The 23,365-nt window shown below is 70.0% G+C and carries 22 protein-coding genes; 10 read left to right on the top strand and 12 right to left on the bottom strand.

The genetic code is table 11. From position 1 onward, the window contains the following. Positions 1 to 305: 305 nt before the first annotated feature. From HDA39_RS39015 to mtrA, 3 genes are all read right to left on the bottom strand, one after another. Positions 306 to 2,087, bottom strand: coding sequence for an LpqB family beta-propeller domain-containing protein (locus HDA39_RS39015; protein ID WP_184804023.1), 1,782 nt, complete (start codon positions 2,085 to 2,087; stop codon positions 306 to 308). After that, positions 2,084 to 3,646: an MtrAB system histidine kinase MtrB gene (gene mtrB, locus HDA39_RS39010; protein ID WP_337926146.1), complete on the bottom strand. Its 1,563-nt coding sequence runs from the start codon at positions 3,644 to 3,646 to the stop codon at positions 2,084 to 2,086. Before mtrB ends, HDA39_RS39015 begins: the two co-directional genes overlap by 4 nt. A 167-nt stretch (positions 3,647 to 3,813) precedes the next feature. Further along, the gene (gene mtrA, locus HDA39_RS39005) at positions 3,814 to 4,491 is read right to left on the bottom strand and encodes an MtrAB system response regulator MtrA (RefSeq protein ID WP_077013824.1); all 678 of its coding nucleotides are present in this window, start codon (positions 4,489 to 4,491) and stop codon (positions 3,814 to 3,816) included. Positions 4,492 to 4,754: 263 nt separating this feature from the next. Here mtrA and HDA39_RS39000 point away from each other — a divergent pair, with 263 nt between their 5' ends. From HDA39_RS39000 to HDA39_RS38980, 5 genes are read left to right on the top strand one after another with little or no spacing between them, the layout of a single operon-like run. Beyond that, positions 4,755 to 5,786: a hypothetical protein gene (locus HDA39_RS39000; RefSeq protein WP_184804021.1), complete on the top strand. Its 1,032-nt coding sequence runs from the start codon at positions 4,755 to 4,757 to the stop codon at positions 5,784 to 5,786. Between the two features lie 17 nt (positions 5,787 to 5,803). Then, positions 5,804 to 6,421 carry a DUF4129 domain-containing protein gene (locus tag HDA39_RS38995; RefSeq protein ID WP_337926076.1) on the top strand — a complete coding sequence of 206 codons (618 nt, stop codon included), beginning with the start codon at positions 5,804 to 5,806 and terminating at the stop codon, positions 6,419 to 6,421. Beyond that, complete coding sequence (locus HDA39_RS38990; protein WP_184804015.1) at positions 6,418 to 7,572, top strand: DUF4350 domain-containing protein; 1,155 nt, start codon at positions 6,418 to 6,420, stop codon at positions 7,570 to 7,572. Before HDA39_RS38995 ends, HDA39_RS38990 begins: the two co-directional genes overlap by 4 nt. After that, entirely contained in the window at positions 7,553 to 8,530 is a 978-nt protein-coding gene (locus HDA39_RS38985; RefSeq protein ID WP_184804012.1) for an AAA family ATPase, read from the top strand. Before HDA39_RS38990 ends, HDA39_RS38985 begins: the two co-directional genes overlap by 20 nt. After that, positions 8,530 to 9,822: a DUF58 domain-containing protein gene (locus tag HDA39_RS38980; protein ID WP_184804008.1), complete on the top strand. Its 1,293-nt coding sequence runs from the start codon at positions 8,530 to 8,532 to the stop codon at positions 9,820 to 9,822. The genes HDA39_RS38985 and HDA39_RS38980 overlap by 1 nt, the downstream gene beginning before the upstream one ends. A 13-nt stretch (positions 9,823 to 9,835) precedes the next feature. Here HDA39_RS38980 and HDA39_RS38975 read toward each other — a convergent pair whose 3' ends face one another. From HDA39_RS38975 to HDA39_RS38950, 6 genes are read right to left on the bottom strand one after another with little or no spacing between them, the layout of a single operon-like run. Then, entirely contained in the window at positions 9,836 to 10,372 is a 537-nt protein-coding gene (locus tag HDA39_RS38975; protein WP_184804004.1) for an MOSC domain-containing protein, read from the bottom strand. Then, the gene (locus HDA39_RS38970; protein WP_184804001.1) at positions 10,369 to 11,292 is read right to left on the bottom strand and encodes an ABC transporter ATP-binding protein; all 924 of its coding nucleotides are present in this window, start codon (positions 11,290 to 11,292) and stop codon (positions 10,369 to 10,371) included. The genes HDA39_RS38975 and HDA39_RS38970 overlap by 4 nt, the downstream gene beginning before the upstream one ends. Further along, the gene (locus HDA39_RS38965) at positions 11,292 to 12,245 is read right to left on the bottom strand and encodes an ABC transporter ATP-binding protein (RefSeq protein WP_184803998.1); all 954 of its coding nucleotides are present in this window, start codon (positions 12,243 to 12,245) and stop codon (positions 11,292 to 11,294) included. The genes HDA39_RS38970 and HDA39_RS38965 overlap by 1 nt, the downstream gene beginning before the upstream one ends. After that, the gene (locus tag HDA39_RS38960; RefSeq protein WP_184803996.1) at positions 12,242 to 13,120 is read right to left on the bottom strand and encodes an ABC transporter permease; all 879 of its coding nucleotides are present in this window, start codon (positions 13,118 to 13,120) and stop codon (positions 12,242 to 12,244) included. Before HDA39_RS38960 ends, HDA39_RS38965 begins: the two co-directional genes overlap by 4 nt. Then, positions 13,117 to 14,148: an ABC transporter permease gene (locus tag HDA39_RS38955; protein ID WP_184803993.1), complete on the bottom strand. Its 1,032-nt coding sequence runs from the start codon at positions 14,146 to 14,148 to the stop codon at positions 13,117 to 13,119. The genes HDA39_RS38960 and HDA39_RS38955 overlap by 4 nt, the downstream gene beginning before the upstream one ends. Further along, complete coding sequence (locus HDA39_RS38950; protein WP_184803990.1) at positions 14,145 to 15,935, bottom strand: ABC transporter substrate-binding protein; 1,791 nt, start codon at positions 15,933 to 15,935, stop codon at positions 14,145 to 14,147. Before HDA39_RS38950 ends, HDA39_RS38955 begins: the two co-directional genes overlap by 4 nt. 133 nt (positions 15,936 to 16,068) lie before the next feature. Here HDA39_RS38950 and HDA39_RS38945 point away from each other — a divergent pair, with 133 nt between their 5' ends. Continuing rightward, positions 16,069 to 16,647 (top strand): dihydrofolate reductase family protein, encoded by a 579-nt coding sequence (locus HDA39_RS38945; RefSeq protein WP_184803987.1) that lies wholly within the window; start codon positions 16,069 to 16,071, stop codon positions 16,645 to 16,647. A gap of 3 nt (positions 16,648 to 16,650) precedes the next feature. Here HDA39_RS38945 and HDA39_RS38940 read toward each other — a convergent pair whose 3' ends face one another. Together HDA39_RS38940 and HDA39_RS38935 are read right to left on the bottom strand one after the other, a co-directional pair. Beyond that, entirely contained in the window at positions 16,651 to 17,418 is a 768-nt protein-coding gene (locus tag HDA39_RS38940; protein WP_184803984.1) for a DUF1206 domain-containing protein, read from the bottom strand. Positions 17,419 to 17,481: 63 nt separating this feature from the next. After that, positions 17,482 to 18,480 (bottom strand): stage II sporulation protein M, encoded by a 999-nt coding sequence (locus HDA39_RS38935; RefSeq protein ID WP_184803982.1) that lies wholly within the window; start codon positions 18,478 to 18,480, stop codon positions 17,482 to 17,484. Between the two features lie 109 nt (positions 18,481 to 18,589). Here HDA39_RS38935 and HDA39_RS38930 point away from each other — a divergent pair, with 109 nt between their 5' ends. From HDA39_RS38930 to HDA39_RS38920, 3 genes are read left to right on the top strand one after another with little or no spacing between them, the layout of a single operon-like run. Next, complete coding sequence (locus HDA39_RS38930; protein ID WP_337926075.1) at positions 18,590 to 19,519, top strand: RDD family protein; 930 nt, start codon at positions 18,590 to 18,592, stop codon at positions 19,517 to 19,519. A gap of 10 nt (positions 19,520 to 19,529) precedes the next feature. After that, the gene (locus HDA39_RS38925; protein WP_184803979.1) at positions 19,530 to 20,288 is read left to right on the top strand and encodes a class I SAM-dependent methyltransferase; all 759 of its coding nucleotides are present in this window, start codon (positions 19,530 to 19,532) and stop codon (positions 20,286 to 20,288) included. Further along, positions 20,285 to 20,749 (top strand): hypothetical protein, encoded by a 465-nt coding sequence (locus HDA39_RS38920; protein ID WP_184803976.1) that lies wholly within the window; start codon positions 20,285 to 20,287, stop codon positions 20,747 to 20,749. The genes HDA39_RS38925 and HDA39_RS38920 overlap by 4 nt, the downstream gene beginning before the upstream one ends. A 33-nt stretch (positions 20,750 to 20,782) precedes the next feature. On the opposite strand, the gene HDA39_RS38915 is transcribed toward HDA39_RS38920, so the two are convergent. Beyond that, positions 20,783 to 21,313, bottom strand: a complete 531-nt coding sequence (locus tag HDA39_RS38915) for a helix-turn-helix transcriptional regulator (protein WP_184803973.1) — start codon at positions 21,311 to 21,313, stop codon at positions 20,783 to 20,785. Positions 21,314 to 21,398: 85 nt separating this feature from the next. Between HDA39_RS38915 and HDA39_RS38910 the strand changes: the two genes are divergently transcribed. Then, on the top strand, positions 21,399 to 23,363 hold the full coding sequence (locus HDA39_RS38910; protein WP_184803970.1) for a vWA domain-containing protein: 1,965 nt from the start codon (positions 21,399 to 21,401) through the stop codon (positions 23,361 to 23,363). The last annotated feature ends 2 nt before the right edge of the window (positions 23,364 to 23,365 follow it).

Here is a 23,365-nt window from a genome sequence, read left to right as displayed (position 1 = left end):
CCTGACACAGAGGGGGCGGGCGGGCTAGATCCGACCAACCACCCGACCGCATGCGGGCGCTACCAACAGGACGCGCCACACACGAGGCGAGCAGGCCCGACCGCACCGACCCTCCCGAACTCCCCCGATCAACGCCTTCCCCCCGACACAGAGGGGGCGGGCGGGCTAGATCACGGCAACCACTCGACCGCATGGGGGCGCCAACCGACGGGGAGCCCCACCACCCGCGACCCGACACAGAGGGGGCGGGCGGGCTAGACAAGAGCAACCACCCAACAGCCTGGGGGCGCTACCGACGGGATGGATCAGCCCGGGTACACCGGCTGGATGTTGATGGGTTGTTCGTTTTCCTCGAGTTCGGACCAGTTGAGGTCCTTGCTCTGCCAGTGGGTGACGCCGTCGGTGTCGCGGACCACCGGGAGGGTGTCGATGTTCGGGTTCGAGGCCAGCGTCTCCGACTGGAAGGCGTTGTTCGGCGAGCCGGGGATGACACGCGGTGCGGAGCCGTCGACGTTGACCAGCCAGGGCTGGCGGGCGCCGTTGGGGGCGGGGCGGCCGGAGACCAGGACGCCGAGCTGGTTCCACGTGGCGTCGGTGATGTCGTACAGCGGGACCTGCAGCGCGCGGGGCTGGGTCAGCTGGAACTTCTTCGCGTTGTCCGTGGTGATCGTGCCGGTCTCGACGGTGTTCTGGCCGTTCTTGCCCTCGATCACCATCAGCGCCCGTACGCCGTCCGGCGCCATCCGCAGCTGGACCGGCTTACGGCCGCCGAAGTTGGTCCGTACCTCGGCGATCTTCCCGTCCTTGGTGCGCATCCGCAGCCGCGGCGCCGAGCTGTCGGCCCGGTCCAGGATCCACAGGTTCTCCTGGTTGTCGAAGCTGGGGCGCAGGACCTTGCCGTCGGTCGGGACCGGGTCGACCTTCTCGCTGTCGTCGGTCGCCTCGGCCAAGGAGCCCACGGCAACTACTTCGTCGCCATCGGCCTCGGTCACCACCGCGCCGGTCGTGCCGCGCGGGTTCACCGCGAGGCTCTCCGCGGAGTAGCTGAAGAGCAGACTCTCGTTCAGCGGGGTCGCGCCGATCGTCGTGGCGCTGTCCAGGTTGACCCGGACGATCTTGCCGCCGACGGTGCCGTACAGGTCCTTCATCTGCGGTATCGGCACGGTCGGGTCGAACTGCGCGTAGTTGGCGAACTGGAGCGCGTCGGTGTTGTTGTCGACCAGCCCGGCGCCGTCGACGGTGATCTTCACCCGGGTGCTGATCGGGCGCAGCGTCCACATGATCTGCGCGGCCAGCACGCCACGGTCGACAGCGGACAGACCGGCGGCCGACTTGCTCAGCTCGACCGTCGCCTCACCGAGCTCGACCGGTACGGAGACGTTCACCTGCGTCCCGGGCGGCGCGGCCGTGCCGACCCCGTTGCCGAGCCGGCTGGTCGGGCCCTTGAGCAGCTCCTGGACGAGCCGGGTCGCGACCTGCCCGGGCGGCAGCTGCGGCAGGAAGATCGGGTCCGGCACGAGCATGCCGCGCTCGCGGTTGGCGAAGTACAGCGCGTACGGCTCGAGCCGGGACTCCAGCTGGTTGTTGGGCAGGAAGGTCCCGTTCGGCACGCTGGAGACGCGGAACTGGCCGTCGGCCTGCTGCACCGTGAAGTCGAACTGCACCATCGAGCCGCGGGGCGCCGACGACCAGCTGCCGCGCGCGTCGATCGTGCCGATCCGCGGCGCCTTCAGCCGGATCGTGTTGGTGCCGGGGACCTGGGTCAGCGCCTTGGTCGAGGACTGGTCGTAGACCGTGATCCCCTTCTCCGGCTCCCACTTCGCCGCGGCGTCGGGCGTCATGTACATCCGGGCGGTGTCGTAGTTGCTGAAGTCCGACATCGCCTCCACGAACCCGCTGACCAGCGCCGGCGGCTTGGCGTTCGTACGGGGTTCCTGCGCCTCGACACCGACCTTGCCGCCGGACGCGGCGGCGGCGTTCTTGCTGCCGTTGCGGATCTGTCCCTCGGTCGGCACCGACGCACACCCAGCAGCCACCAGTACGACGGCCAGCCCCACACCCAGCACCCCAGCAGCTCGTCGCCTCACAGGTCCTCACCACCGGTCAGCTTCTGGTACGGCGCCCCGACGTCGACCAGCGTCATCTCCGGGACGACGCGGGACGCGTCGGACGGACGCGCCGGCAGCGGCGAGCCGGACAGCGTGACGTCCGGGCGGCGCGGCAGCGTCAGCCGGAAGTACGCGCCGTCGCCGGGCGAGCCCCACGCGTCCAGCCGGCCACCGTGCAGCCGGGCGTCCTCCAGCGCGATCGACAGGCCGAGGCCCGTGCCACCCGTCGTACGGGCCCGGGCCGGGTCGGCGCGCCAGAACCTGCTGAACACCATCTCGGCCTCCTCGGCGCGGAAGCCGATGCCGTGGTCGCGGACGGCGACGGCCGCGGCGTCCTCGTCGGTGGCCGTGCTGATCAGGATCGGCCGGCCCTCGCTGTGCTCGATCGCGTTGCCGATCAGGTTGCGCAGGATCCGCTCGATCCGGCGCGCGTCGACCTGGGCGCGGCACGGCTCGGGCATCGCCAGCTGGACCTCGCAGCCCTTGCGCTCCAGCAGGGTCTCGTGGTTCTCCAGCACCCGGGCGACGATGTCGCGCAGGTCGACGTCCTCCAGGTCGAGCGCGGCCGCGCCGGCGTCGAACCTGCTGATCTCCAGCAGGTCGCCGAGCAGCTCCTCGAAACGGTTCAGCTCGTTCTGCAGCAGCTCGACCGAGCGGCGGGTGATCGGATCGAACCCGTCGCGGGTCTCGTGCAGCAGGTCGGCGGCCATCCGGACCGTGGTCAGCGGGGTCCGCAGCTCGTGGGACACGTCGGAGACGAACCGGCGCTGCAGCCGGGACAGCTCCTCCAGCCGGCGGATCTGCTGCTGCAGGTTGCTGGCCATCTTGTTGAACGAGACCGCCAGCCGGGCCAGGTCGTCGGTACCGCGGACCTGCATCCGCTCCTCGAGCTTGCCGGCCGCCAGCCGCTCGGCGATCCGCCGGGCCATCCGCACCGGGGTCACCACCTGGCGGGTGACCAGCCAGGCCACCGCACCGAGCAGTACGACGAGGAGCAGGCCGGCGGTGAGCAGCGCGCGCTGTACGACGTCCAGCGTCTCCTGCTGGGCCGTGAGCGGGAACAGGAAGTAGACCTCGTACCGCTCGGCCGTGGAGTCGACACGGACCTGCGAGCCGATCACCAGGCCCGGCGCACTCGGCTGGCCCTCGTAGTTGATCAGCGTGTAGGTGTCCCACAGGGAGGAGCCATCGCTCCCGACCGAGGACTGCAGCTCCTGCGGGACCGAGGTGCTGATCACGCCACCGGTCTGCTGGATCAGCACGGAGCCGGAGTTGTCGGTCGGCATCAGCACCACGTCGTACAGGCCGGCGCGGTTGGAGTTCTGGACGAGCTCGGTCAGCTTCTGCGTGATGGTCGCCGGGTCGGCGGCGTTGATCGAGCTGGACAACGCGTTCAGCTGGGCGGCGGCCTCGGCCTGGGCGCTGGTCCGGCGGGACTCCAGGACGCCGTCGGTGACCTGGCTCATCATCACCCAGCCGACCAGGATCAGGACGACGGTCGACATCAGCAGCGTGCCGGTGACGATCCGGGCCTGGATCGACCGGCGCCAGATGTCCGGCCAGCGGGCCGGGTGTGTCCGCCAGAACGGCGGCTGGACGGCGTGCCAGTCCAGCCCAGCGGCCGTGAGCTCGATCTCCGTCCCGCGGGGCTCCGGTGCGGCCTCCGCCTTCTCCGCCGGCGACGCGTCGTCGCGGCCGTACTCGATCAGTCCGCACCCGCCTTGTAACCGACGCCGCGGACCGTCACCACGATCTCCGGGTGCTCGGGGTCCTTCTCGATCTTGGAACGCAGCCGCTGGACGTGCACGTTGACCAGCCGGGTGTCGGCGGCGTGCCGGTAGCCCCAGACCTGCTCCAGCAGGACCTCACGGGTGAACACCTGCCACGGCTTGGAGGCCAGGCAGACCAGCAGGTCGAACTCCAGCGGGGTCAGCTGGATCGTCTCGCCGCTGCGCTTGACCGAGTGGCCGGCCACGTCGATGGTCAGGTCGCCGATGGTCAGCGACTCCGGGCCGGGCTCGTCCATCCGGCGCAGCCGGGCCCGGATCCGGGCCACCAGCTCCTTGGGCTTGAACGGCTTCACCACGTAGTCGTCGGCGCCGGACTCCAGGCCCAGCACCACGTCGACGGTGTCGCTCTTCGCGGTCAGCATCACGATCGGTACGCCGGACTCGGCCCGGATCGCGCGGCAGACGTCGATCCCGTCCATTCCCGGCAGCATCAGGTCGAGCAGCAGCAGGTCGGGCTTGAACTCACGGAACGCCGGTACCGCTTTGTCACCGGTCGCACACAGATAGGTGTCGTAGCCCTCGTTGCGCAGCACGATGCTGAGCATCTCCGACAACGCCGTGTCGTCGTCGACGATGAGAACTCGTCCTCGCATCGTCCGGTTGCCTTCTGCCACGCCCTGCTCCCTGCTTGCCGTCTGCCTGCTTGCCGCTGGCCGTCTGCCGGTCCGGTTCGTCGAATCAGGTGGTGCGCCCGGGGGCCGCACTACGGATAGTGTCCCATTCCCCAGGTAGTGCACACGCCGGATCGCCGTGCGAGCCGCCGTCAATGCGGGTCCGTGGACCGCCCGGGGGGTGATCATGGTGCAAGTCGTGCCCGGGGGACAACCCGGGGCGGGGACGCGAGGGGAGGCACGGCGTGCGCGACGACCTCGGCGTACGGGAGGACGGCGGCGAGCCGCTGCGGCCCTGGCTGCCGGCCGACCTGCTCGACAACGCGGCCCGGACCATCTCGGAGAACAAGGCGATCATGCTGGGCCTGCCGGTGCTGGCGGGGATCGCGCTGGCCGCCGTCCAGGCCGGTCTGACCCAGCTGACGGTGCCCGGTGGGATCGGCGCGCTGTTCGGCGAGGACGACCCGCTGGAGCAGGCCGGTGCCGCGCTGCTTCTCATGTACGGCGTCCAGCTGGTCCTGTTCGCGGTGGTGTCGAGCATGCTGGCCGGGATCATCGCACTGGCCGCGGTGCGCAGTCAGCTGGGCCGCCGGCTGGGTCCGCGCGAGCTGCTGCGGCTGGTCCGTCCGGCTCTGCCCGCACTGGCCGCGGTCGGGCTGCTGCAGTCGCTGTCGTTCGTCGTACTGCTGGCCGGCTGGGGACTGAGTGTCTTCGGCATCGGTCTCGGCGCGGACGCCGCGATCTCGTCGGACGCGGCCGGACTGGTCTCGGTGCTGCTGATCCTGGTCGGTGCCGTGCTGGTGATCATCTTCGGCATCCGCCTGGTGCTGGCCGGGACGGTCGTGCTGATGGAAGGCAAGCACGCACCGGACATCGGCCTCTACGTCCCGGCCCGGGTGGGTGTGTTCGGCTCGCTGAAGCGCTCCTGGTACCTCGTCAAGGGCAGGTTCTGGCGGGTCTTCGGCGTGCTGCTGTTCGGCGGTGTGGTGGTCAACATCGTCAGCTACGCCCTGCAGTTCGGCGTGACCACGCTGGTGCTGACACTGGGCAGCTGGGTCGACAGCAGCGGCGGTGACGCCGCGCTGATCGTCGGCATCGCGGTCGCGGCCGCGGCCGGTGTCGCCACCGTGGCCACGCTGATCGCCAGCCTGGCCTTCATGTCCGCCGTCCAGGCCTTGATCTACCTGGACCTGCGCGTACGCCGTGAGGGCCTCGACCTGTGGATGCGGCCCTCCCTGCGACCGACCGTGCCCGGACCGACGGAGTGGCAACGTTGATTCCTTTCGAACCGCCCGTGGACATCAGCCGGGAGGACGCCGCCGCCGAAGCTGCCCGCGAGCTGTCCAAGCCGGTCTACGGCCAGGCCGGCGACTCCCTGGTGAGCAGGGCGGTCCAGAAGGTGTTCGAGTGGATCGCCGACCTGCTGGACGGTCTGGTGAGTCCGAGCACCAACGGCCGGACCGGGTTGATCCTGCTGTTCGGTCTGATCGCCCTGGTCGTTGTCGTCGTGCTGTGGCGAGCTGGTGTGCTGCGGACCTCTGGCGGCAAGGCCAGCCAGGCTGTGTTCGACACCGAGCGCCCGCGCAGTGCAGCGCAGTACCGGTCGCAGGCCGAGCAGGAGGCCGCTGCCGGCGACTACACGGCTGCTGTGCGCAGTAGGTTCCGCGCCTGTGTGGCTGAGCTGACAGAGCGCACGGTGCTGGACGAGCGCGCCGGCCGGACGGCGTACGAGGCAGTCACCGATGCAGGCCGAGCGGTCCCTGCACTGCGCGACCCACTGCGCCCAGCTGCTGACGTCTTCACCGAAGTTGTCTACGGCAACCGCCCCGGTACGCCGGAGCGCTACGCCGCAGTGACTGCCGCGGACGAGGCGGCACGCCACGTGTCGACCAGGGCGCTGGTGCAGGGATGAGCACAGCGGTCGGGCGGAGCGTCGGCGAGAGCTGGCGGGCACTGCGCATCCCCTTGCTGGTCACCGGCGCGATCGTGCTCGGTGTGGTCATCCTGATGGTCGCGACGACCGCGCGGACCTCAGGTCCCTTCAGCCCTGACTCGGCCGAGGGCAGTGGCGCCAAGGCGCTGGCGACGTTGCTGGAAGGCCACGGCGTCCAGGTGACCGGCACGGAGGACCTGGACGACGCCGTGGGCAGTGGGGCCGACCGGGCCCTGCTGATCGGGCCGTCCGGAAACCTCAGCAGCAGCGACTGGCGCCGGATCGCGTCGTCGGGCTGGGATCACCTCATCCTCGTCCGGCCGGACCGTGAGGCGCTGGAAGTGCTTGCCCCAGGCATCGAGAACGCCAGCTCCACCCTGCCCGCCGGCAGTCGCTCCCCCGACTGCGACCTGCCCGCTGCTGTCCGGGCCGGCACAGTGACGGTCAGAGGGACGACGTACACGGCACCGCCGGAGGCCGAGACCTGCTACGGCGACGGGGTCAACTCGACTGTGGTCCGGCTGGAGCGGGACGGCCGGACCGTCGACGTGATCGGCACGCAGCAGACGTTCACCAACGCCGAGCTGGCCGAGGACGGCAACGCGGCACTGGCGCTCAACCTGCTCGGCACGCACCCGGAGCTGGTCTGGTACCTGCCGCAGTACGAGTCCTCGAACTTCGACGACGCCGGCGACGACGGCCCGCCACTGATCCCGCCGGACGTCCGGTACATCGCCTGGGCGCTGGCGTTCGCCGTGTTCGTCGTCGCGCTCTGGCGTGGCCGGCGGCTCGGTCCCGTCGTACCGGAGCCGCTGCCGGTCGTCGTACATGCTGCTGAGACCACTGAGGGCAGGGCGCGGCTCTACCGGCGTTCACGAGCCCGGGACCGAGCAGCCGCCGCCCTGCGCGAGTCGGCACTCGGCAAGATCTACAAGGTCCACAGCATCCCGCGCCGGGCCGAGCCGACCGCTGTGGTCAGTGCACTGGCCGCACGGACCGGTATGGACCCGGCCATGCTGTACGACATCCTCTACGGCGGGCCTCCGGTGGACGACGCCGCACTGCTCTCCCTGTCCGACGCACTGCAAGTACTGACCCAGGAGGTAGCCCGTGACGTCCACGACCGCTGAGGTGAGCCCGGAGCGCGCGAGGCAGGCACTGGTCGAGCTGCGCGCGGAGATCGGCAAGGCCGTCGTCGGCCAGGACACCGCGGTGACCGCCCTGGTGCTCGCGCTGCTCTGCCGTGGCCACGTGCTGCTCGAGGGCGTACCCGGTACGGCGAAGACGCTGATGGTGCGGGCGTTGTCGATGGCGATGCGGCTGGACACCAAGCGGGTACAGTTCACGCCGGACCTGATGCCCGGTGACGTCACCGGGTCACTGGTGTACGACGCGAAGACCAGCGAGTTCGAGTTCCGGCCCGGGCCGGTGTTCACCAACATCCTGCTGGCCGACGAGATCAACCGGACGCCGCCGAAGACCCAGGCCGCGCTGCTGGAGGCGATGGAGGAGCGGCAGGTCACCGTCGACGGCGAACCGCGCAAGCTGCCGTCGCCGTTCGTGGTGGCCGCCACCCAGAACCCGATCGAGTACGAGGGCACGTACCCGCTGCCCGAGGCTCAGCTGGACCGGTTCCTGCTCAAGGTGACGCTGGACATCCCGCCGCGCGACGCCGAGATCGCCGTACTGGCTCGGCATGCGCAGGGGTTCGACCCGCGCGACCTGGTTGCTGCTGGGATCCGGCCGGTGGCCGGGCCGGAGGACCTGCTGGCCGGGCAGGCCGCGGTACGGCGGGTCGCCGTACGGGAGGACCTGCTGGCGTACGTCGTGGACCTGTGCCGGGCGACCAGGCAGTCGCCGTCGCTGCAGCTCGGGGTGTCGCCGCGTGGAGCCACTGCGCTGCTGGCGGTCGCGCGGGCGTGGGCGTGGTTGTCGGGGCGCGACTACGTGATCCCTGACGACGTGAAGGCGATGGCCCGTCCTTGCCTGCGGCACCGGGTGCAGATCCGGCCGGAGGCCGAGCTCGAGGGCGTCACCGCGGACGCCGTACTGGAGAGCGTGCTCGCCACGGTTCCGGTACCACGCTGATGGTTGTCACTGGCCGGGCCGGTCTGCTGGCCGGCTTGGGAGTTCTCTTCGTCGCACTGCTGATGCCGAGCTGGTCTGGCGTCGGTGTGGTGGTCGCGGTCGTGCTGGTGGTGTGCCTGCTCGACCTGCTGCTGGCTGGGTCGCCGCGGCGGCTGCAGCTCAGCCGGGACGGGGACACTGCGGTACGGCTCGGGCAGGCGGCTGTGGTGACGCTGCTGGTAGCCAACCCGGGTCGCCGGGTCAGGGGGTTGCTACGGGACGCGTGGCCGCCCTCGGCCGGCGTACAGGATCCGCCGCACAAGCTGGACCTGCCGGGTGGTGAGCGACGGCGGCTGGTGACGCATCTGGTGCCGACTCGGCGCGGGGACCGGAAGGCGTACCGGGTGACGATCCGGTCGATCGGGCCGCTGGGGTTTGCCGGGCGGCAGGGGTCGCACGAGGCGCCGTGGACTGTGCGGGCGCTGCCGCCGTTCAACAGCCGCAAGCACCTGCCGTCGCGACTGGCCCGGCTGCGTGAGCTGGACGGGCGGACCGCTCTGCTCGTCCGTGGGCAGGGGACGGAGTTCGACTCGCTGCGGGACTACGTACCGGGTGATGACGTCCGCAGCATCGACTGGCGGGCCACTGCGCGGCGCAGCAGCGTCGTACTGCGGACCTGGCGGCCGGAGCGGGACCGGCAGGTCGCCATCGTCATCGACTCCGGCCGGATGTCAGCGGGCCGCGTCGGCGACGCCCCGCGGCTGGACCACGCGATGGACGCGGCGCTGCTGCTCGCGGCCCTGGCGACACGTGCGGGTGACCGGGTGTCGTTGCTGGCCTGCGACTCGGCCGTGCGCGCCGACGTACGGCGTCCTGCGCCCGAGGACGTCCTCCCGTCGTTCGTCAACGCGCTGGCCAACGTCGACGCCGAACTCGTCCAGACCGACTTCCGCGTCGTCGTCTCCCAGACCCTCGAACGCCTCGGCCAGCGCTCGCTCGTCGTCCTCCTCACCGGCCTCGAACCCGCCGTCATCGAGGAGTCCCTCCTCCCCGTCATCGGCCCTCTCCTCCGCCGCCACGTCGTCGTCCTGGCGTCCGTCGCCGACCCGCGCCTCGACGAGCTCGAGTCCGCCCGCGCCGACCTCATCGAGCTCTACGGCGCCGCCTCCGCCGCCCGCTCCCGCCTCGACCGGGAACGCGTCACCGCCGTCCTCACCCGAGCCGGCGTCACCGTCGTCGACGAAAACCCCGACCAGATCGCCCCAGCCCTCGCCGACACCTACCTGTCCCTGAAGAAGGCCGGGCGGCTCTGACCTCCGCCGGCTCTCAGACCAGGTCGAGGGGCTGGTGGGGCTCGGTGGGGTAGACGACCTCGAGCTGGTCGCCAGGGCGGACGATGCCTCCGGTGTTGACGACCGACATCACGCCGGTGAGGCGGACGACCTCGCCGGCGGCGTCCTTGTGGAGCATCGTCTTCAGCAGGCCCTTGCGGAACTTGTTGATCTGGCTGCACGGGTTACGCAGGCCCGTCAGGGTGACGACGGCCGTGTCGCCCAGGTGCAGCTGGGTGCCGGTCGGCAGGTTGAGGAGATCGACGCCGTACGTCGTGACGTTCTCCCCGAGATCGCCGGAGCCCACCTCGTAGCCGGCGGCGGCCAGGGTCGCGAACAGCTCGGACTGGATCAGGTGGACCTGCCGCAGGTTGGGCGCGGAGGCGTCGACCTTGATCAGGTGGAGGTGCTGGACGGTGGCGCCGGCGTGGGCGTCGCCTTCGACGCCGATGCCCTCGATCAGCGTGATCTCGGGCACCGGCGGCTTGCTGAAGTGGTGCTGGGTGTCGTGGTTGACCGAGTGGACTCTCACCCGTCCAGCTTAAGGAGATGGCACGCCGCCTGCTGCGACACAGCGGCGGGGAGGATCTCCAGCGGCACCGTGCGGCACTCCGCGACGACGACCTGGCAGCGTGGGTGGAAGCGGCAGCCGGACGGGATGCGGGTCGGGTCCGGCGGCTCACCGGTGAGCACGATCTTCTCGGGCGACTCGGGCAGGACCGAGAGCAGCGCCTTCGTGTACGGATGCTGCGGGTTCTGAAGCACCTGCTCGGTCGGCCCGGACTCGACGATGCGGCCGAGGTACATCACCGCGACGCGATCGGCGATGTTCCAGGCCAGACCCAGGTCGTGGGTGACGACAAGGGCCGACAGCCCCAGGTCGTCACGGAGCTTCAGGAGCAGTGCGAGGATCTCGCCGCGGACGGAGGCGTCGAGGGAAGCGACCGGCTCGTCGGCGACGAGGACCTGTGGGTTGAGCGCCAGAGCGCCGGCGATGACCACGCGCTGGCGCTGCCCGCCGGAGAGCTCGTGGGGATACCGGAGGAAGAAGCGTTCGGGCGGCCGGAGCCCGGCGCGCGCCAGAGCATCCGCGACCACCGTCTCCTCGTCCGGCAGCTTGTGGATTCTAGGGCCCTCGGCAACGGCTTCGTAGACCGTCTGCCGCGGGTTGAGGGAACCGGTGGGATCTTGGAGAACGAGCTGGACCTGACGGCGATAGGACTTGAGGTTGCGAGGTTTGTAGCTCAAGGGCTCGTTGTTGTACAGGACCTGGCCGCCGGCCGGTCTTTCGAGCCCGAGCAGCGTCCGCGCCAGCGTCGTCTTCCCGCACCCGGACTCGCCGACCAGCGCGACGATCTCCCCCGCCCCGACCGCGAGGTTGACCCCGTCGACCGCCCGCGCCCGCCGCCCGCGCGCCGCGAACTCGACGGACAGGTTCCTGGCCTCCAGCATCAGCTCTCCCCCACCAGCACGCAGGCCGCCGTACGACGGTCGCCCGCCGGCCGCAGCTCGATCTCGACCGTCGAGCAGGTGTCCAGCGCCACCGAGCACCGCGGATGGAAGACGCAGCCCGACGGCAGCGACGCGGGATCCGGCGGATCCCCGCCGAGCCCCTTCGGCGCCAGCCGCGACACCGGGTCGCCGATCGTCGGGAACGCCGCCGACAACGCGCGGCTGTACGGATGCGCGAACGCACCGCTCGACGGACCGGTCTCGACCACGCGCCCGGCGTACATCACCGCCAGCCGGTCGCAGAGATCGGCCAGGACGGACAGGTCGTGCGAGATCATCAGCAGCGCGATGTCCTCGGCCGCGACCAGTTCGCGGATCAGCGTCAGCACCTGCGCCTGAACCATCACGTCCAGTGCGGTTGTCGGCTCGTCGGCAATGATCAGCCGCGGTTCGCAGGCCAGAGCCATCGCGATCATCACTCGTTGCCGTTGGCCACCACTCAGTTCGTGCGGGTAGCTCCGCGAACGCCAGGCCGGTAACCCGACCTGATCGAGCAGCTCGGCCACCCGGCGACGGGCCTTCTCGGGTCCGGCCAGCTTGTGCACAAGCAGCGGCTCGGCGATCTGCTCGCCGATCCGGCGTACGGGGTTGAGCCCGTGCTGCGCGCCCTGGAACACGATCGACGCCTCGGCCCAGCGGACCGCGCGCAGCCTGCCCCACGACATCGTCAGGACGTCGTCGCCGTCGAGCAGGATCTTGCCGCCGACCAATGCATCGCGAGGAAGCAGGCGGAGGATCGCCATCGCCAGCGAGGACTTTCCGGAGCCGGACTCGCCGACGACACCGAGAGCCTCGCCTGCAGTGAGGGACAACGAGACCCCACGGACTGCGGGCACCTCACCACTGGTGATCTTGTAGGTGACTGACAGGTCGTCCAGCTGGAGCAGGCTCATCGTGCGCCTCGCAGTCTCGGGTTGAGCACCGTCTCCAGCGCGCGGCCGCAGAGCGTGAACGCCATCACCACGGCCACGATGCACAGCCCCGGCACGAGGATGTACCACCACGCGCCCGACGTCGCCGCGCCCCAGTCGTACGAGCCGCGCAGCATGGTCCCCCAGGACGTCTTGTTCGCGCTGATGCCGAGGAAGGCCAGCGTGGACTCGGTGACGATCGCGCTCGCGACCTCCAGCGTCGTACTGGCCAGCAGCAGCGGCGCGACGTTCGGCAGCACGTGCCGGGTCGCGATATGCCAGTGCCCGCCGCCGAGCGCGGTCGACCGCTCGATGTACGGCCGCGCCTCGACCGCCAGGGTCTGCGCCCGGATCAGTCGCGCGGTCGACGGCCACGAGGTGACACCGATCGCGACGACGATGGTCGCGGTACTGCCGCCCAGGATCGCGGCCAGCACGAGCGCGGTGACCAGCGACGGCAGCACCAGGAACCAGTCGGTGATCCGCAGCACGACCGCGCCGATCCAGCCGCGGAAGTGCCCGGCGACGATGCCCAGCACGGTCCCGATCACCATGCTCAGCAGGGCCGCGAGGAAGCCGATCAGCAGCGAGGTCCGCGAACCCCACCAGATCATCAGCAGCACCGACCGGCCGGACTCGTCGGTGCCGAGCGGCGCGTCCCAGCTCGGCGGCGCCATCTTCTCGCCGGTCCCGCTGACCACGTTCGTCACGCCGGAGTCGATGAACAGTGGCGCGATCACCGCGAGCAGGACGGCGACGACCAGGATCGTCAGGCCGGCGACACCGGCCCGGTGGTGCCGGAAGTCGGCCCAGAACCGTTGCAGCGAACGCTTCCGCCGGGTCCAGGTGACACTCATGCGGACCTCACCCTCGGGTCGAGCACGTGGTAGATGACGTCGGCCAGGGTGTTCATCACGATCACCGACACCGTGATCAGCAGGAACGTGCCCTGCATCAAGGTGAAGTCCGGGACCCGGATCGCCTCGTAGAACAGTTGCCCCAGGCCCGGCCAGCTGAAGATCGCCTCGACCGTGACCGCGCCGCCGACGACGAAGCCGATCCGCATGAACACGAGCGTCACCGTAGGCAGCAGCGCGTTCGGTACGGCGTGCTTGCGGCGTACGTCGTCGTCCGTGAGCCCCTTGGCGCGCGCCGTCGTGACGTAGTCCTGGCCGACCTCGTCGAGCACCGAGGACCGCATCACCAGCAGGTACTGCGCGTAGACGACGGCCACCATCGTGAGGCACGGCAGCACCATGTGCTTGGCCACGTCGAGGATGTAGGCGAACCCGTCCGGCGCGTCCACGCTCTCGATCCCGCGGGTCGGGAAGATGCCCGGGATCGGCCCGACGCCGGCCGCGAACACCATCAGCAGCAGGAGCCCGAGCCAGAACGTCGGCACCGACCAGAGCACCAGCGAGACCGCGGTGGAGAACTTGTCGAACCGGCTGCCCGGTTTCCAGCCCGCGCGGGCGCCCTGCCAGATGCCGAGGCTGACGGCCATCACCAGCGCCGTACCGGTCAGCAGCAGGGTCGACCCGATCCGTTCGCCGATCAGATCGAGCACCGGCCGCTTGTACTCGTACGACGTACCGAGGTCGAACTGCACCGTCTGCTTGACGAACTGGAAGAACTGCTCGGGCAACGACTTGTCCAGCCCGAGCCGGTGCCGCTCCAGGTCGAGCTGCTCCGGCGTCATGTTCCGGCCCTGCGCGAGCGCGCGGACCGGGTCACCGGGCAGCAACCGGAACAGGAAGAAGGTCGCCACGATCACCATCGAGATGCTGAGCAGAGCCCCGCCCGCCTTGCTCAGGGCGTAGCGCAGCATCCCGTGGCGGACCGGGCTCTCCTCCAGTTCCTGGGTGGCGGACGGGGCGACTGTCATTCGCGGTCGTCCGCGGCTTTGCCGTTGCGGCGCAGGAACAGCAGGATCAGGCCCGCGAGCACGATCGCGCCGGCACCCGCGCCGACGATCAGGCCGGTGTTCGTGCCACCCTCCTCCGCGCTGTCGGCGACGACCGCCTCGACCGTGTAGAACGGCCAGTAGCCGGAGCCGCCGTACAGGATGCCGTTCTCCTCGGGGATCGGCGTGATGCTGGCGATCCGGTCCTTGCGGTAGCCCTCGAGGTCGTTCGGGTAGTAGAGCGCGATCACCGGAGCGTCGGTGTAGAGCCGCTCCTCCATCTGCTTGATGAGCCCGGCCCGCTTGGTCCGGTCGAGCTCCTTCAGCTGCTGCTGGTAGAGCTGCTCGAACTGCGGGTCGCAGTAGAACGACTCGGTGCCGCCGCCCTCACCGGACGCGGTCGGCCGCCGGCTGCACAGGTGCGTGGCCAGCACCTCCTCCGGGTCCGGGTTGACCGACCAGCCGCTGATCGCGATGTCGAACAGCGCCGTCGTACCGGTCTCCTCGGTGAACTTGCTGGAGTCCAGCCGCTTAGTGGTCAGCGCGATGCCGAGCTCCTTGAACCAGCCGGTCAGGTACTCCGCGAGCTTGTCCTCGATCGGGGTGTCGGTGTGGATGCTGAACCGGAACTGCAGCTTGCGCGATCCGTCCGGCATCGTTCTGATGCCGTCGGCCCCCTTCTTGTAGCCTGCGGCATCGAGGATCCCGTTGGCCTTGGCCAGGTCGAAGGAGATCTTCTTGTCGCCCTCGGCCTGCCAGAAGAAGTCCTTGTACATCGGCGGAACGATCGACCCGTCGGCCGGCTTGGCCAGGCCGTTCTGCACCTCGTCGACCAGCTTCTGCTTGTCGATTGCGTGGTGCAGCGCCTGCCGCACCTTCGGGTCCTTCAGCGCGGGATGCCCGTCACCGATCGGCTTGTTGTCGCTCGTGGTCGCGCCGTGGTTGATCTGCAGGTACGACGACCGCCGGCCCTCGTTGTTCCACTGCACCACGTTGGCGTCGCCCTTGAGCGCCTCGAAGTCCGGCGGCGCGAGCCGGCCGAGCAGGTCGATGTCGCCCTTCTTCAGCCCGACCACCGCGGCCGCCGGGTTGTCGTAGAAGATCACCTGCAGCTCGTCGATCTTCGGCGCACCCCGCCAGTACTCGGGGTTGGCCTTCAGCTTCACGTACTGGTCCTTCTTGTGCTCGACCGCGACGTACGGGCCGCTGGTCACCGCGGGGTAGGTCTCCGCGTCGTACTTGGCGATGTCGCCGACCTTCTCCCAGACGTGCTTGGGCATGATCGGGGCCGGGTTCTCCAGCATCGAGGCCTGCGGCGACTTGAGCTTGATCGTCAGGTCCTGGCCGGACGCGGTGACGCTGGCGAAGTTCTCCACCGCCGGGCCGTTCGCGGTCTTGGCGCCGTCGTCGGTCATCATCGTGGTGAACGTCCAGGCGGCGTCCTCGGCGGTGATCGGCTGCCCGTCGGACCACTTGGCCTGGCGGATCTTGAACGTCCAGGTCAGCCCGTCCGGCGACGTCGTCCAGGACTCGGCCAGGTCGGGACTCGGCTGCAGGGTCTTGGAGTCGGGCACGGTCAGGAACCCGTACGTCCAGCGGAAGATCGACGTCGACACCAGTCGCACCCCGAGGAACGGGTTCATCGAGTCCATCGCCTGCGTCGCGCCGACCCGCACGACCTTGGGCTTGTCCGGTTCCGCCGCCTGCGCCGGCGCCGTCCCCACTGCCAGCAGCGCCACCGCCGCCAGCCCCGCGAACCACTTCCTCATCCCGCCACGCACCTCTCACCAGAGCGCCGTTTAGAGAGAAAGCAACACCAGTCCGTTAAGTAATGTCAATGATTTACGCGGTTCCGTAGGCACTTGTGATACTGCTGCTACCACCGAGCGAGAGAAGGCCTACATGTCCTCGACCGTGCTCTACATGTCCATGTCCCTCGACGGATTCATCGCCGGGCCGAACGAGACCTTCGAGAACGGGCTCGGTGACGGCGGTGCCCGGCTGCACGAGTGGGGTGTCCTGAACGACCCCGACAGCATGGGCGAGGCCGACCGTGCCGTGTACGACGACTTCATGGCAACCGGAGCGGTCGTCGCCGGTCGCGGCACGTTCGAGCCGGCCGGCGGCTGGAACGGCGACCACCACGACGGCATCCAGATCTACATCCTCAGCCGCCACACGCCGGCCGCCGAGTTCGCCGGCTGGCCCAACGTCCACTACGTCGACGACCTGGAGTACGCCGTCGCCGAGGCCAAGAAGGCCGCCGGCGCCAAGAACGTCATGGTCCACGGCGCCGGCCTCACCCAGCGCCTGCTCGCCGCCGGACTACTCGACGAGATCCAGATCCACCTGGTCCCCGTCCTGTTCGGCCAGGGCCGCCGCCTGTTCGACCACCTGGGCCCCGAGCAGATCCAGCTCGAGCCCCTCCAGACAGCCCAGGGCCGGGACGCCACCCACCTCAGGTACCGCGTCCTGCGCTGAAATCTAGTGCTTGGCGTTGCGGGACCAGCTGAAGCAGTAGACGCCGAAGCAGGCCAGGCCGAGGGCCATGATCGTCAGCAGGACGGCACCGAACGGTTGGTCCTTGATCGTGCGCATCGCGGTGTCGAGTCCACCGGCCTTCGACGGGTCGTAGTCGATCGCGGCCCAGGCGAACAGCGCGCCGACGATGAAGAACGCGACCCCCTTCGCCGCGTAGCCGACCCGGCCGAGCCGGATCGTGGTCCGGGAGACTCCACCGGCCAGGTCCTCGGTGAACTTCTTCGTGTACGCCTTGTACAGCTGGCGAACGCCGACCCCGACGATCACCAGGCCGATCAGGACGACGAGCACGCGGCCGGCGCCGTTCTCCATCAGTTTGGCGGTCATCGACTGCTGACCGCTCTTGCCGGAACTGCCGGACCCCATGGCGACCTTGCCGGCGCTGATGCCGAGGACGAGATACATCCCCAGGCGACCGGCGGCCGAGACCTTCTTCTCGGTCTCCAGGTTCCCGTACACCAGCTCCAGAGCCTTCCAGATCACCAGCGCGAGCATGCCGAGCGCGACGATCCACAGCAGAACGCCGCCCAGCGGCTTGTCGGCCAGCTCCTGCAACGCGCCCTGCTGCGACGCTTCCTCCGACGACTTGCCCCAGGCGAGCTGGAGCGCGATCCACGCGACCAGCAGGTACACGACGCCGTACGCGATCAGTCCTACAGTGATCGCGTAGTCGTACACCTTGCTGTTCTGGGCCTGACTGGCGGTGCTCATCCTGCTCCTCACGACGTGGCTGGCGGTCCCCGTCCTCAGGACCCCGTACCCAGTCGCAAACGATCAGGCCGAGACCGGCGCGCTCGCCTCGCGGTCGGCTTCCTCGACGTCGCCGTACTCGCCGGCCCGCACGGCGCGACGCCCGAGCGTCCACACGTACACGAGGAACGCGACCTCGGCGACGACACCGATCCCGACCCGTACGGCGGTCGGCAGCGGTGACGGCGTGACGAAGGCCTCGATCATGCCGGTGATCAGCAGGATGACGGCCAGGCCGATCGCCATCCCGACGGTCGCGCGACCGGTCTGCGCGACTGCCTGCATACGGGTCCGCGGACCGGGCGCGATCCAGGACCAGCCGAGCCGCAGCCCGGCGGCCGAGGCGACGAACACCGCGGTCAGCTCGAGCAGGCCGTGCGGCGTGATCAGGCCGAAGAAGACATCGCCCTTGTCGTGCCCGATCATCACGCCCGCGCTGACACCGAGGTTGGTCGCGTTGCTCCACAGGACGAAGGCGACCGGCACGATCAGGACGCCGATCGCCAGTACGGCGGCGCAGATGGTCGCGTTGTTGATCCAGACCCGCAGCGCGAAGTCCTGCGCCGGGTTCTCGGAGTAGTACGACGCGAAGTCCTTGTCGACCAGCTGCTGGATCGCCTCCGGCGGCGCGACCGAGCCCAGGACCTCCGGCTGGGCGAGGATCCGCCACGCGACCCAGGCGGCAACCAGGTAGAACAGCAGGCCGATCGTCAGCCACCAGCGTCGCGACACGTACAGGGCGGCGGGGAAGCTGACCAGGAAGTACCGGGAGATGTCGCGCCAGACCGGAGCCTGGGCACCGGTCACGGCACCACGCGCGTCGGCGATGAGACCGGACAGGCGACCGACAGTCACCGGATCGGCACCGGCGGCCCGCAGTGCGGCCAGGTGGGTGCCGACGCGCTGGTAGAGCTGCACCAGCTCCTCGGCCTCCGCACCGGTCAGGCGGCGCTGACGGCGGGTGAGCATGGCCAGGCGGTCCCACTGCGGCTGGTGGACCGACACGTACGCTTCGACGTCCATCCCCCCGCCTTTCCGGTCGGCTGCCCTGGTCGAGTGTCGCGCATTCCGGGGTCGAATGACCCGGGATGGGCGACACTAGCTGTCTCGGGAGTTGTGGGAGGGGGCGAGGGTGGCTGAGCTGGTCACGGGGGAAGCGGTTGTCCTCCAGGTGCGGATCGCCCGGATGCCGACCCGGGCGCTGGCGTGCGCGATCGACTTCACGCTGCAGGTGATCGCGCTGGTGGTGCTGTTCCTGACGCTGTTCGGGTTCTTGCTCGGTGGGGCCAGCGAAGCGCTCGGCGTGGCGCTGGTGTTCGTCGTACTGCTGCTCGTCCTGGTCGGCTACCGGGTCGTGATGGAGACGCTGACCCGCGGCAAGACCGTCGGCAAGATGCTGCTCGGACTGCGGGTGGTGCGCGACGACGGCAGCTCGATCCGCTTCCGGCACGCGCTGGTGAGGTCGCTGCTGTGGATCTTCGTCGACTTCGCGCCGTGGTTCGCCGCCGGGCCAGGGATCGTCGCGAGCCTGATGAACAAGCAGGGCAAACGCATCGGCGACATGGTCGCCGGCACCGTCGTCATCCGCGAACGCCACCAGCCGATGGCGTCGCCGCCGCTGTTCGTTCCCGGGCACCTGGTCCAGTGGGCTCAGTCGCTGGAGCTCTCGCGCCTGTCCGACGACCTGGCCAACACCTCACGGGAGTACCTGGCCCGCTACAAGGAGTTGGAGCCCGCGGCCCAGATCGCGTTGGGCGACGCCCTGGCCTTCAAGGTCGGCGGCCTCACCGCGCCCGGCCCGCCGGTGCCGATCAGCTCGCCGGCCTTTCTGTCCGCCGTACTGGCCGAACGCCGCCGCCGCGAGCTCGACCGCCTGGCCGCCGCCCGTCCTCTGGCCCACACCGGCCCCTTCGCCCCTCCGAATCCGTATACGCAGCATCCACCGGCGTACGGCGGACCGCCGCTTGCCGTTGTTCCTCCTCCGGCACAACCTCGCGGTGAGCAGGTGAACCCCCAGGGCTGGCACGCCCCTGGCAGCGGCGAGTCGAGTCAGTGGTTCTAGTCTTGCGACCATGTCGCAGCTAGGAATTGACTGGACCGGTTGGCTTCAGCGGTGGGACGACCAGCAGGCGGGCTACCTGCCTGACCGCGAAGAGCAGTTCACGTTGATGCTCGAGATCGTCGAGCGCCTCACCGGTACGCCGGAACGCTTCGTCGACCTCGCCTGCGGCCCCGGCTCCATCTCCGCCCGCGCGACCACTCGCTTCCCGGGCGCCGCCATCACCGGCGTCGATCTCGACCCGTTCCTGCTCGAGATCGCCAAGCAGGCGGTCGCTTCCGACCGTGTCCGGTTCGAAGAAGCCGATCTGCGCGCCGCCGGCTGGGACGGCGTACTGGGTGATCGGCCTGTCGACGCCGTCTGCTCCGCGACGGCCCTCCACTGGCTCGACCCCGCCGACCTGAGCACGCTCGCCCAGACGCTGGCTCAGCGAATCCGCCCCGGCGGCGTCTTCCTCAACGCCGACACCATGCGCCTCGGCCCGACCGAGGTCCCCCGGCTGGACGCTCTCGCCGTCGAGCTGCGCGACGAGATCTGGTCGACCTCGCACGCGAACGGCGTCGAGGACTGGGCGACCTGGTGGAAGGCGGCCGCCGCCGAGCCTGCCTTCACCGACCTGCTCGCCGAGCGCGAGGAACGCTTCAGGGACCGCCACAAGGGCCGCGACATCACCCTGACCGACACCGTCGAGGCCTTCCGCAAGGCCGGCTTCGCCGAGGTCGCCGTACTCGGTCAGGTCGCCGACAAGCACCTCTTCACCGCGATCCGATGAGCGGAGGAGGCTACGACCTGCTGTCGTCGCGCACGGTCGAGGTGCCGGAGCTGCGGTCGTTCCTGCTGGACACCTTCGCGGTCCCCGAGACCGGCCTCTTCGTCGCCCCGGCCGATCGCGTCGACGAGGAACTGCGCGACGTACCGCAGGACCTCGTGTTCGCCGCCTTCTGCACTTTCGAACCCGTCGAGGGCCACTTCGCCACCACGCTCACGGTCGGCGTCGACACCAACCGCGCCCGTCACGTCGGCCACCTCGACTTCGCGACCCGCTTCGCCACGCATTTCAAGGCGATGGTCTTGTACGGCGACGCCGAGCCGCCCGGTCTGTGGACGGTGATCCTGGCGGATGGAACGCGCCTGCTCGCCACCCTCGACGAGGACGACGACCGCGTCACGCTCACGACCGCTACAGCGCCCGTCCCGGAGCTGCCCGAGGTCGCCGTCGACGCCGGCCTATGATGGCTGACGCGGGCCTGTGATTGCTCTCGGCAACTACCTTCGGCCGGTGAGCCTCGCGTAGTAGGCCCGGGCCTCCTGCGTGCGACCGGCCCCCAGGACGCGGAGCGCCTCGGCCAGCTCGGGGTACGGCTCGTCGAGCAGTTTCGCCGCGCCCTCCAGCTCGGCCGCCGACGCCAGGTCGCGCAGCAGCAACTGGATGACGGCCACCGGATCGGCCGCCTCGTGCGGGGCCTCGCGCCCGGGGTCGATGGTCAGCGTCGTCTGCTTCGCCGCGCGCACCTCGTCCAGCCGCCGCTCCCGCTCGGCCGCCGGAGTCGCGTCCCATCCCGGCTCTCCGACCATCGCCTCCAGCTGCAGCACCCGCGACAGCACCGCGGGATTGCTGATCTTGGCGCGCTGCCCGGACATCAGCTGTGACAGCATCGGCGCGGACAGGCCGAGCACACCGGCGAGCTGGGCCTGCGACAGCGCGAGCCGGTCGAGCAGCCGGCGGAAACGGGCGCCCAGCGGTTCGCCGTACCACTGCTGCTGGAGCTCGAGGTTGCGCTCGTGCGCGTCGCTCACCACACCTCCGGATTACTGTTTGCAAATTGCGAATGCAAACGGTAGATTCTTCCGTGTCACCGCCCGCATCCCCTGGAGAGCAATCATGATACGACGGACTGCCGCCCTCGCGGCACTGACCGCCCTGGCCGCCGCGTTAACATTCGTGAACGCGGTGCCCGCGGCCGCCGAGGGCGAGCTCTCACCGGTGATGGTGGTGCTCGACTCGTCCGGCTCGATGACCGCCCGCGACGCCGGCGGCAGCGGCACCCGGATGGACGCCGCCAAGCGGGCCGTCGGCTCGATGGTCGACGGGCTGCCCGCCGAGGCCCAGGTCGGCCTCGCGATCTACGGCGCCGGCACGGGGTCGAGCGGCTCGGAGAAGGCCGCCGGTTGCAAGGACGTCCGCGTCGTCCAGCCGGTCGGCGCGGTGAACAAGCCGGCCCTCAAGCGCGCGGTCGCCGCCACCAAGGCCAGTGGGTACACACCGATCGGCCAAGCTCTTCGTACGGCGGCGGCCCAGCTGCCGAAGGAAGGCCAGCGTTCGGTCGTGCTCGTCTCCGACGGCGAGGACACCTGCGCGCCGCCGCAGCCCTGCGAGGTCGCGAAGGAGCTGCACCAGCAGGGCGTCGACCTGCACGTCCACACGATCGGCTTCCGGGTCGACGCGAAGGCCCGCGCCCAGCTGGCCTGCATCGCACAGAACACCGGCGGCACGTACCACGACGCCGCCGACGCCGACTCGCTGCTCGGCGTCCTGGGCCGGGTGACCGAGCGCGCCCTGCGGCACTACGAGCCGACGGGCAAGCCGGTGACCGGGACGGGCGATCCGTTCACGGCCCCGACGGTCACCCCGGGGCAGTACCTGGACACCATCGACCCGGTCGAGGAACGCTTCTACGCCGCCGATCTGAAGGCCGGCGACACGGCGTACTTCGCGGCGACCGCGGTGTTCCCGCGCGGCAACCCGCGTGACATCGAGGTGGTCGACATCAGGATCACCGGCCCGAACGGCGCCGACTGCTACGAGCGGCAGCGCGAGCTGAACACCCGCGCCAAGGACGGCGGCTCGCTCACCACCGTGCTGAGCTGGAACGGCACGGTCGCCGGATCGTCGAAGCCGAAGGCCTGCAGCATGCCGGGCAAGTACGTGTTCCGGGTGACCCGCGACGCCCGCGGCGGCGGCACGGACCGGGTCCCGGTCGAGCTGCAGCTGCGGATCGAGCCGCCGGTGACCGGCAGCATGGGCGAGCCGGCGCAGACCAGCCTGGTCGACTTCGCGCAGCAGCCCGCAGGTGGAGTCCGTGGAGTCCGGGGCGGCGGCTCGTTCAACGAGGCGACGACACTGGGCGGCGCCGGCCGGTACGGCGAGACGATCTACTACGGCGAGCAGCTGTTCTACCGGGTCAAGCTGGACTGGGGCCAGGGCCTCGCGTACCGGGTCACCTTCGCCGGGCGTCCGGACGGCGCGACGACGAACATCCGGACCGGCCTGTTCAGCCCGGTGCGAGCGGAGATCAAGTTCGACACCACGGCGTACACAGGGATCACCAAGATTCTGCCGAGCAACGGCAAACCGATCGCGACGCCGCGCGCGGTCTACCTGAACCGGAACGCGAAGAACTCCGACTTCCGCAAGGCCAGCGTCGACGGCTGGTACTACATCGTCGCCAGCCTCGGCGTTGCCTCCGGCGACGCTCCCGCCGGCGGTGTCCCGCTCACCATCGACGTCGCCGTCGCGGGCGACAAGGTCGCCGGCCCCGAGTACGGCGCCTCTACCGGCGAAACTTCCGCCGAAACCCCGTCGGCCACTCCCACCGAGCCCACCCCGACCTCCGGCACCACGACGGAGGCCACCCCGCCGACCCCGCCCACCGACGACTCGTCGTCCAACCTGCCCTGGATCATCACCGGCGCCGCCGTCCTGGTCGCCCTGGCCACCCTGCTCACCGCCCTGCTCCTCCGCCGCCGCAAGCCGGTCGCGCCACCGGCGTACCCGCAGAACCCCGGCTACCCCCAGAACCCTGGCTACCCCCAGAACCCAGCCGGCCCCAACAACCCCGGCAGCTAGCC

It is taken from the genome of Kribbella italica (assembly GCF_014205135.1).
In the GTDB taxonomy this organism is placed as follows: Bacteria; Actinomycetota; Actinomycetes; order Propionibacteriales; family Kribbellaceae; genus Kribbella; species Kribbella italica.
This window is presented reverse-complemented; position numbering and strand designations above follow the sequence as displayed.

Excerpts from the sequence above, each read along its gene's own strand:
- mtrA (WP_077013824.1), bottom strand. The coding sequence starts at position 4,491 with ATGCGAGGACGAGTTCTCATCGTCGACGACGACACGGCGTTGTCGGAG.
- HDA39_RS38990 (WP_184804015.1), top strand. The coding sequence starts at position 6,418 with ATGAGCACAGCGGTCGGGCGGAGCGTCGGCGAGAGCTGGCGGGCACTG.
- HDA39_RS38980 (WP_184804008.1), top strand. The coding sequence starts at position 8,530 with ATGGTTGTCACTGGCCGGGCCGGTCTGCTGGCCGGCTTGGGAGTTCTC.
- HDA39_RS38970 (WP_184804001.1), bottom strand. The coding sequence starts at position 11,292 with ATGCTGGAGGCCAGGAACCTGTCCGTCGAGTTCGCGGCGCGCGGGCGG.
- HDA39_RS38965 (WP_184803998.1), bottom strand. The coding sequence starts at position 12,245 with ATGAGCCTGCTCCAGCTGGACGACCTGTCAGTCACCTACAAGATCACC.
- HDA39_RS38960 (WP_184803996.1), bottom strand. The coding sequence starts at position 13,120 with ATGAGTGTCACCTGGACCCGGCGGAAGCGTTCGCTGCAACGGTTCTGG.
- HDA39_RS38955 (WP_184803993.1), bottom strand. The coding sequence starts at position 14,148 with ATGACAGTCGCCCCGTCCGCCACCCAGGAACTGGAGGAGAGCCCGGTC.
- HDA39_RS38950 (WP_184803990.1), bottom strand. The coding sequence starts at position 15,935 with ATGAGGAAGTGGTTCGCGGGGCTGGCGGCGGTGGCGCTGCTGGCAGTG.
- HDA39_RS38945 (WP_184803987.1), top strand. The coding sequence starts at position 16,069 with ATGTCCTCGACCGTGCTCTACATGTCCATGTCCCTCGACGGATTCATC.
- HDA39_RS38940 (WP_184803984.1), bottom strand. The coding sequence starts at position 17,418 with ATGAGCACCGCCAGTCAGGCCCAGAACAGCAAGGTGTACGACTACGCG.
- HDA39_RS38935 (WP_184803982.1), bottom strand. The coding sequence starts at position 18,480 with ATGGACGTCGAAGCGTACGTGTCGGTCCACCAGCCGCAGTGGGACCGC.
- HDA39_RS38925 (WP_184803979.1), top strand. The coding sequence starts at position 19,530 with ATGTCGCAGCTAGGAATTGACTGGACCGGTTGGCTTCAGCGGTGGGAC.
- HDA39_RS38920 (WP_184803976.1), top strand. The coding sequence starts at position 20,285 with ATGAGCGGAGGAGGCTACGACCTGCTGTCGTCGCGCACGGTCGAGGTG.
- HDA39_RS38910 (WP_184803970.1), top strand. The coding sequence starts at position 21,399 with ATGATACGACGGACTGCCGCCCTCGCGGCACTGACCGCCCTGGCCGCC.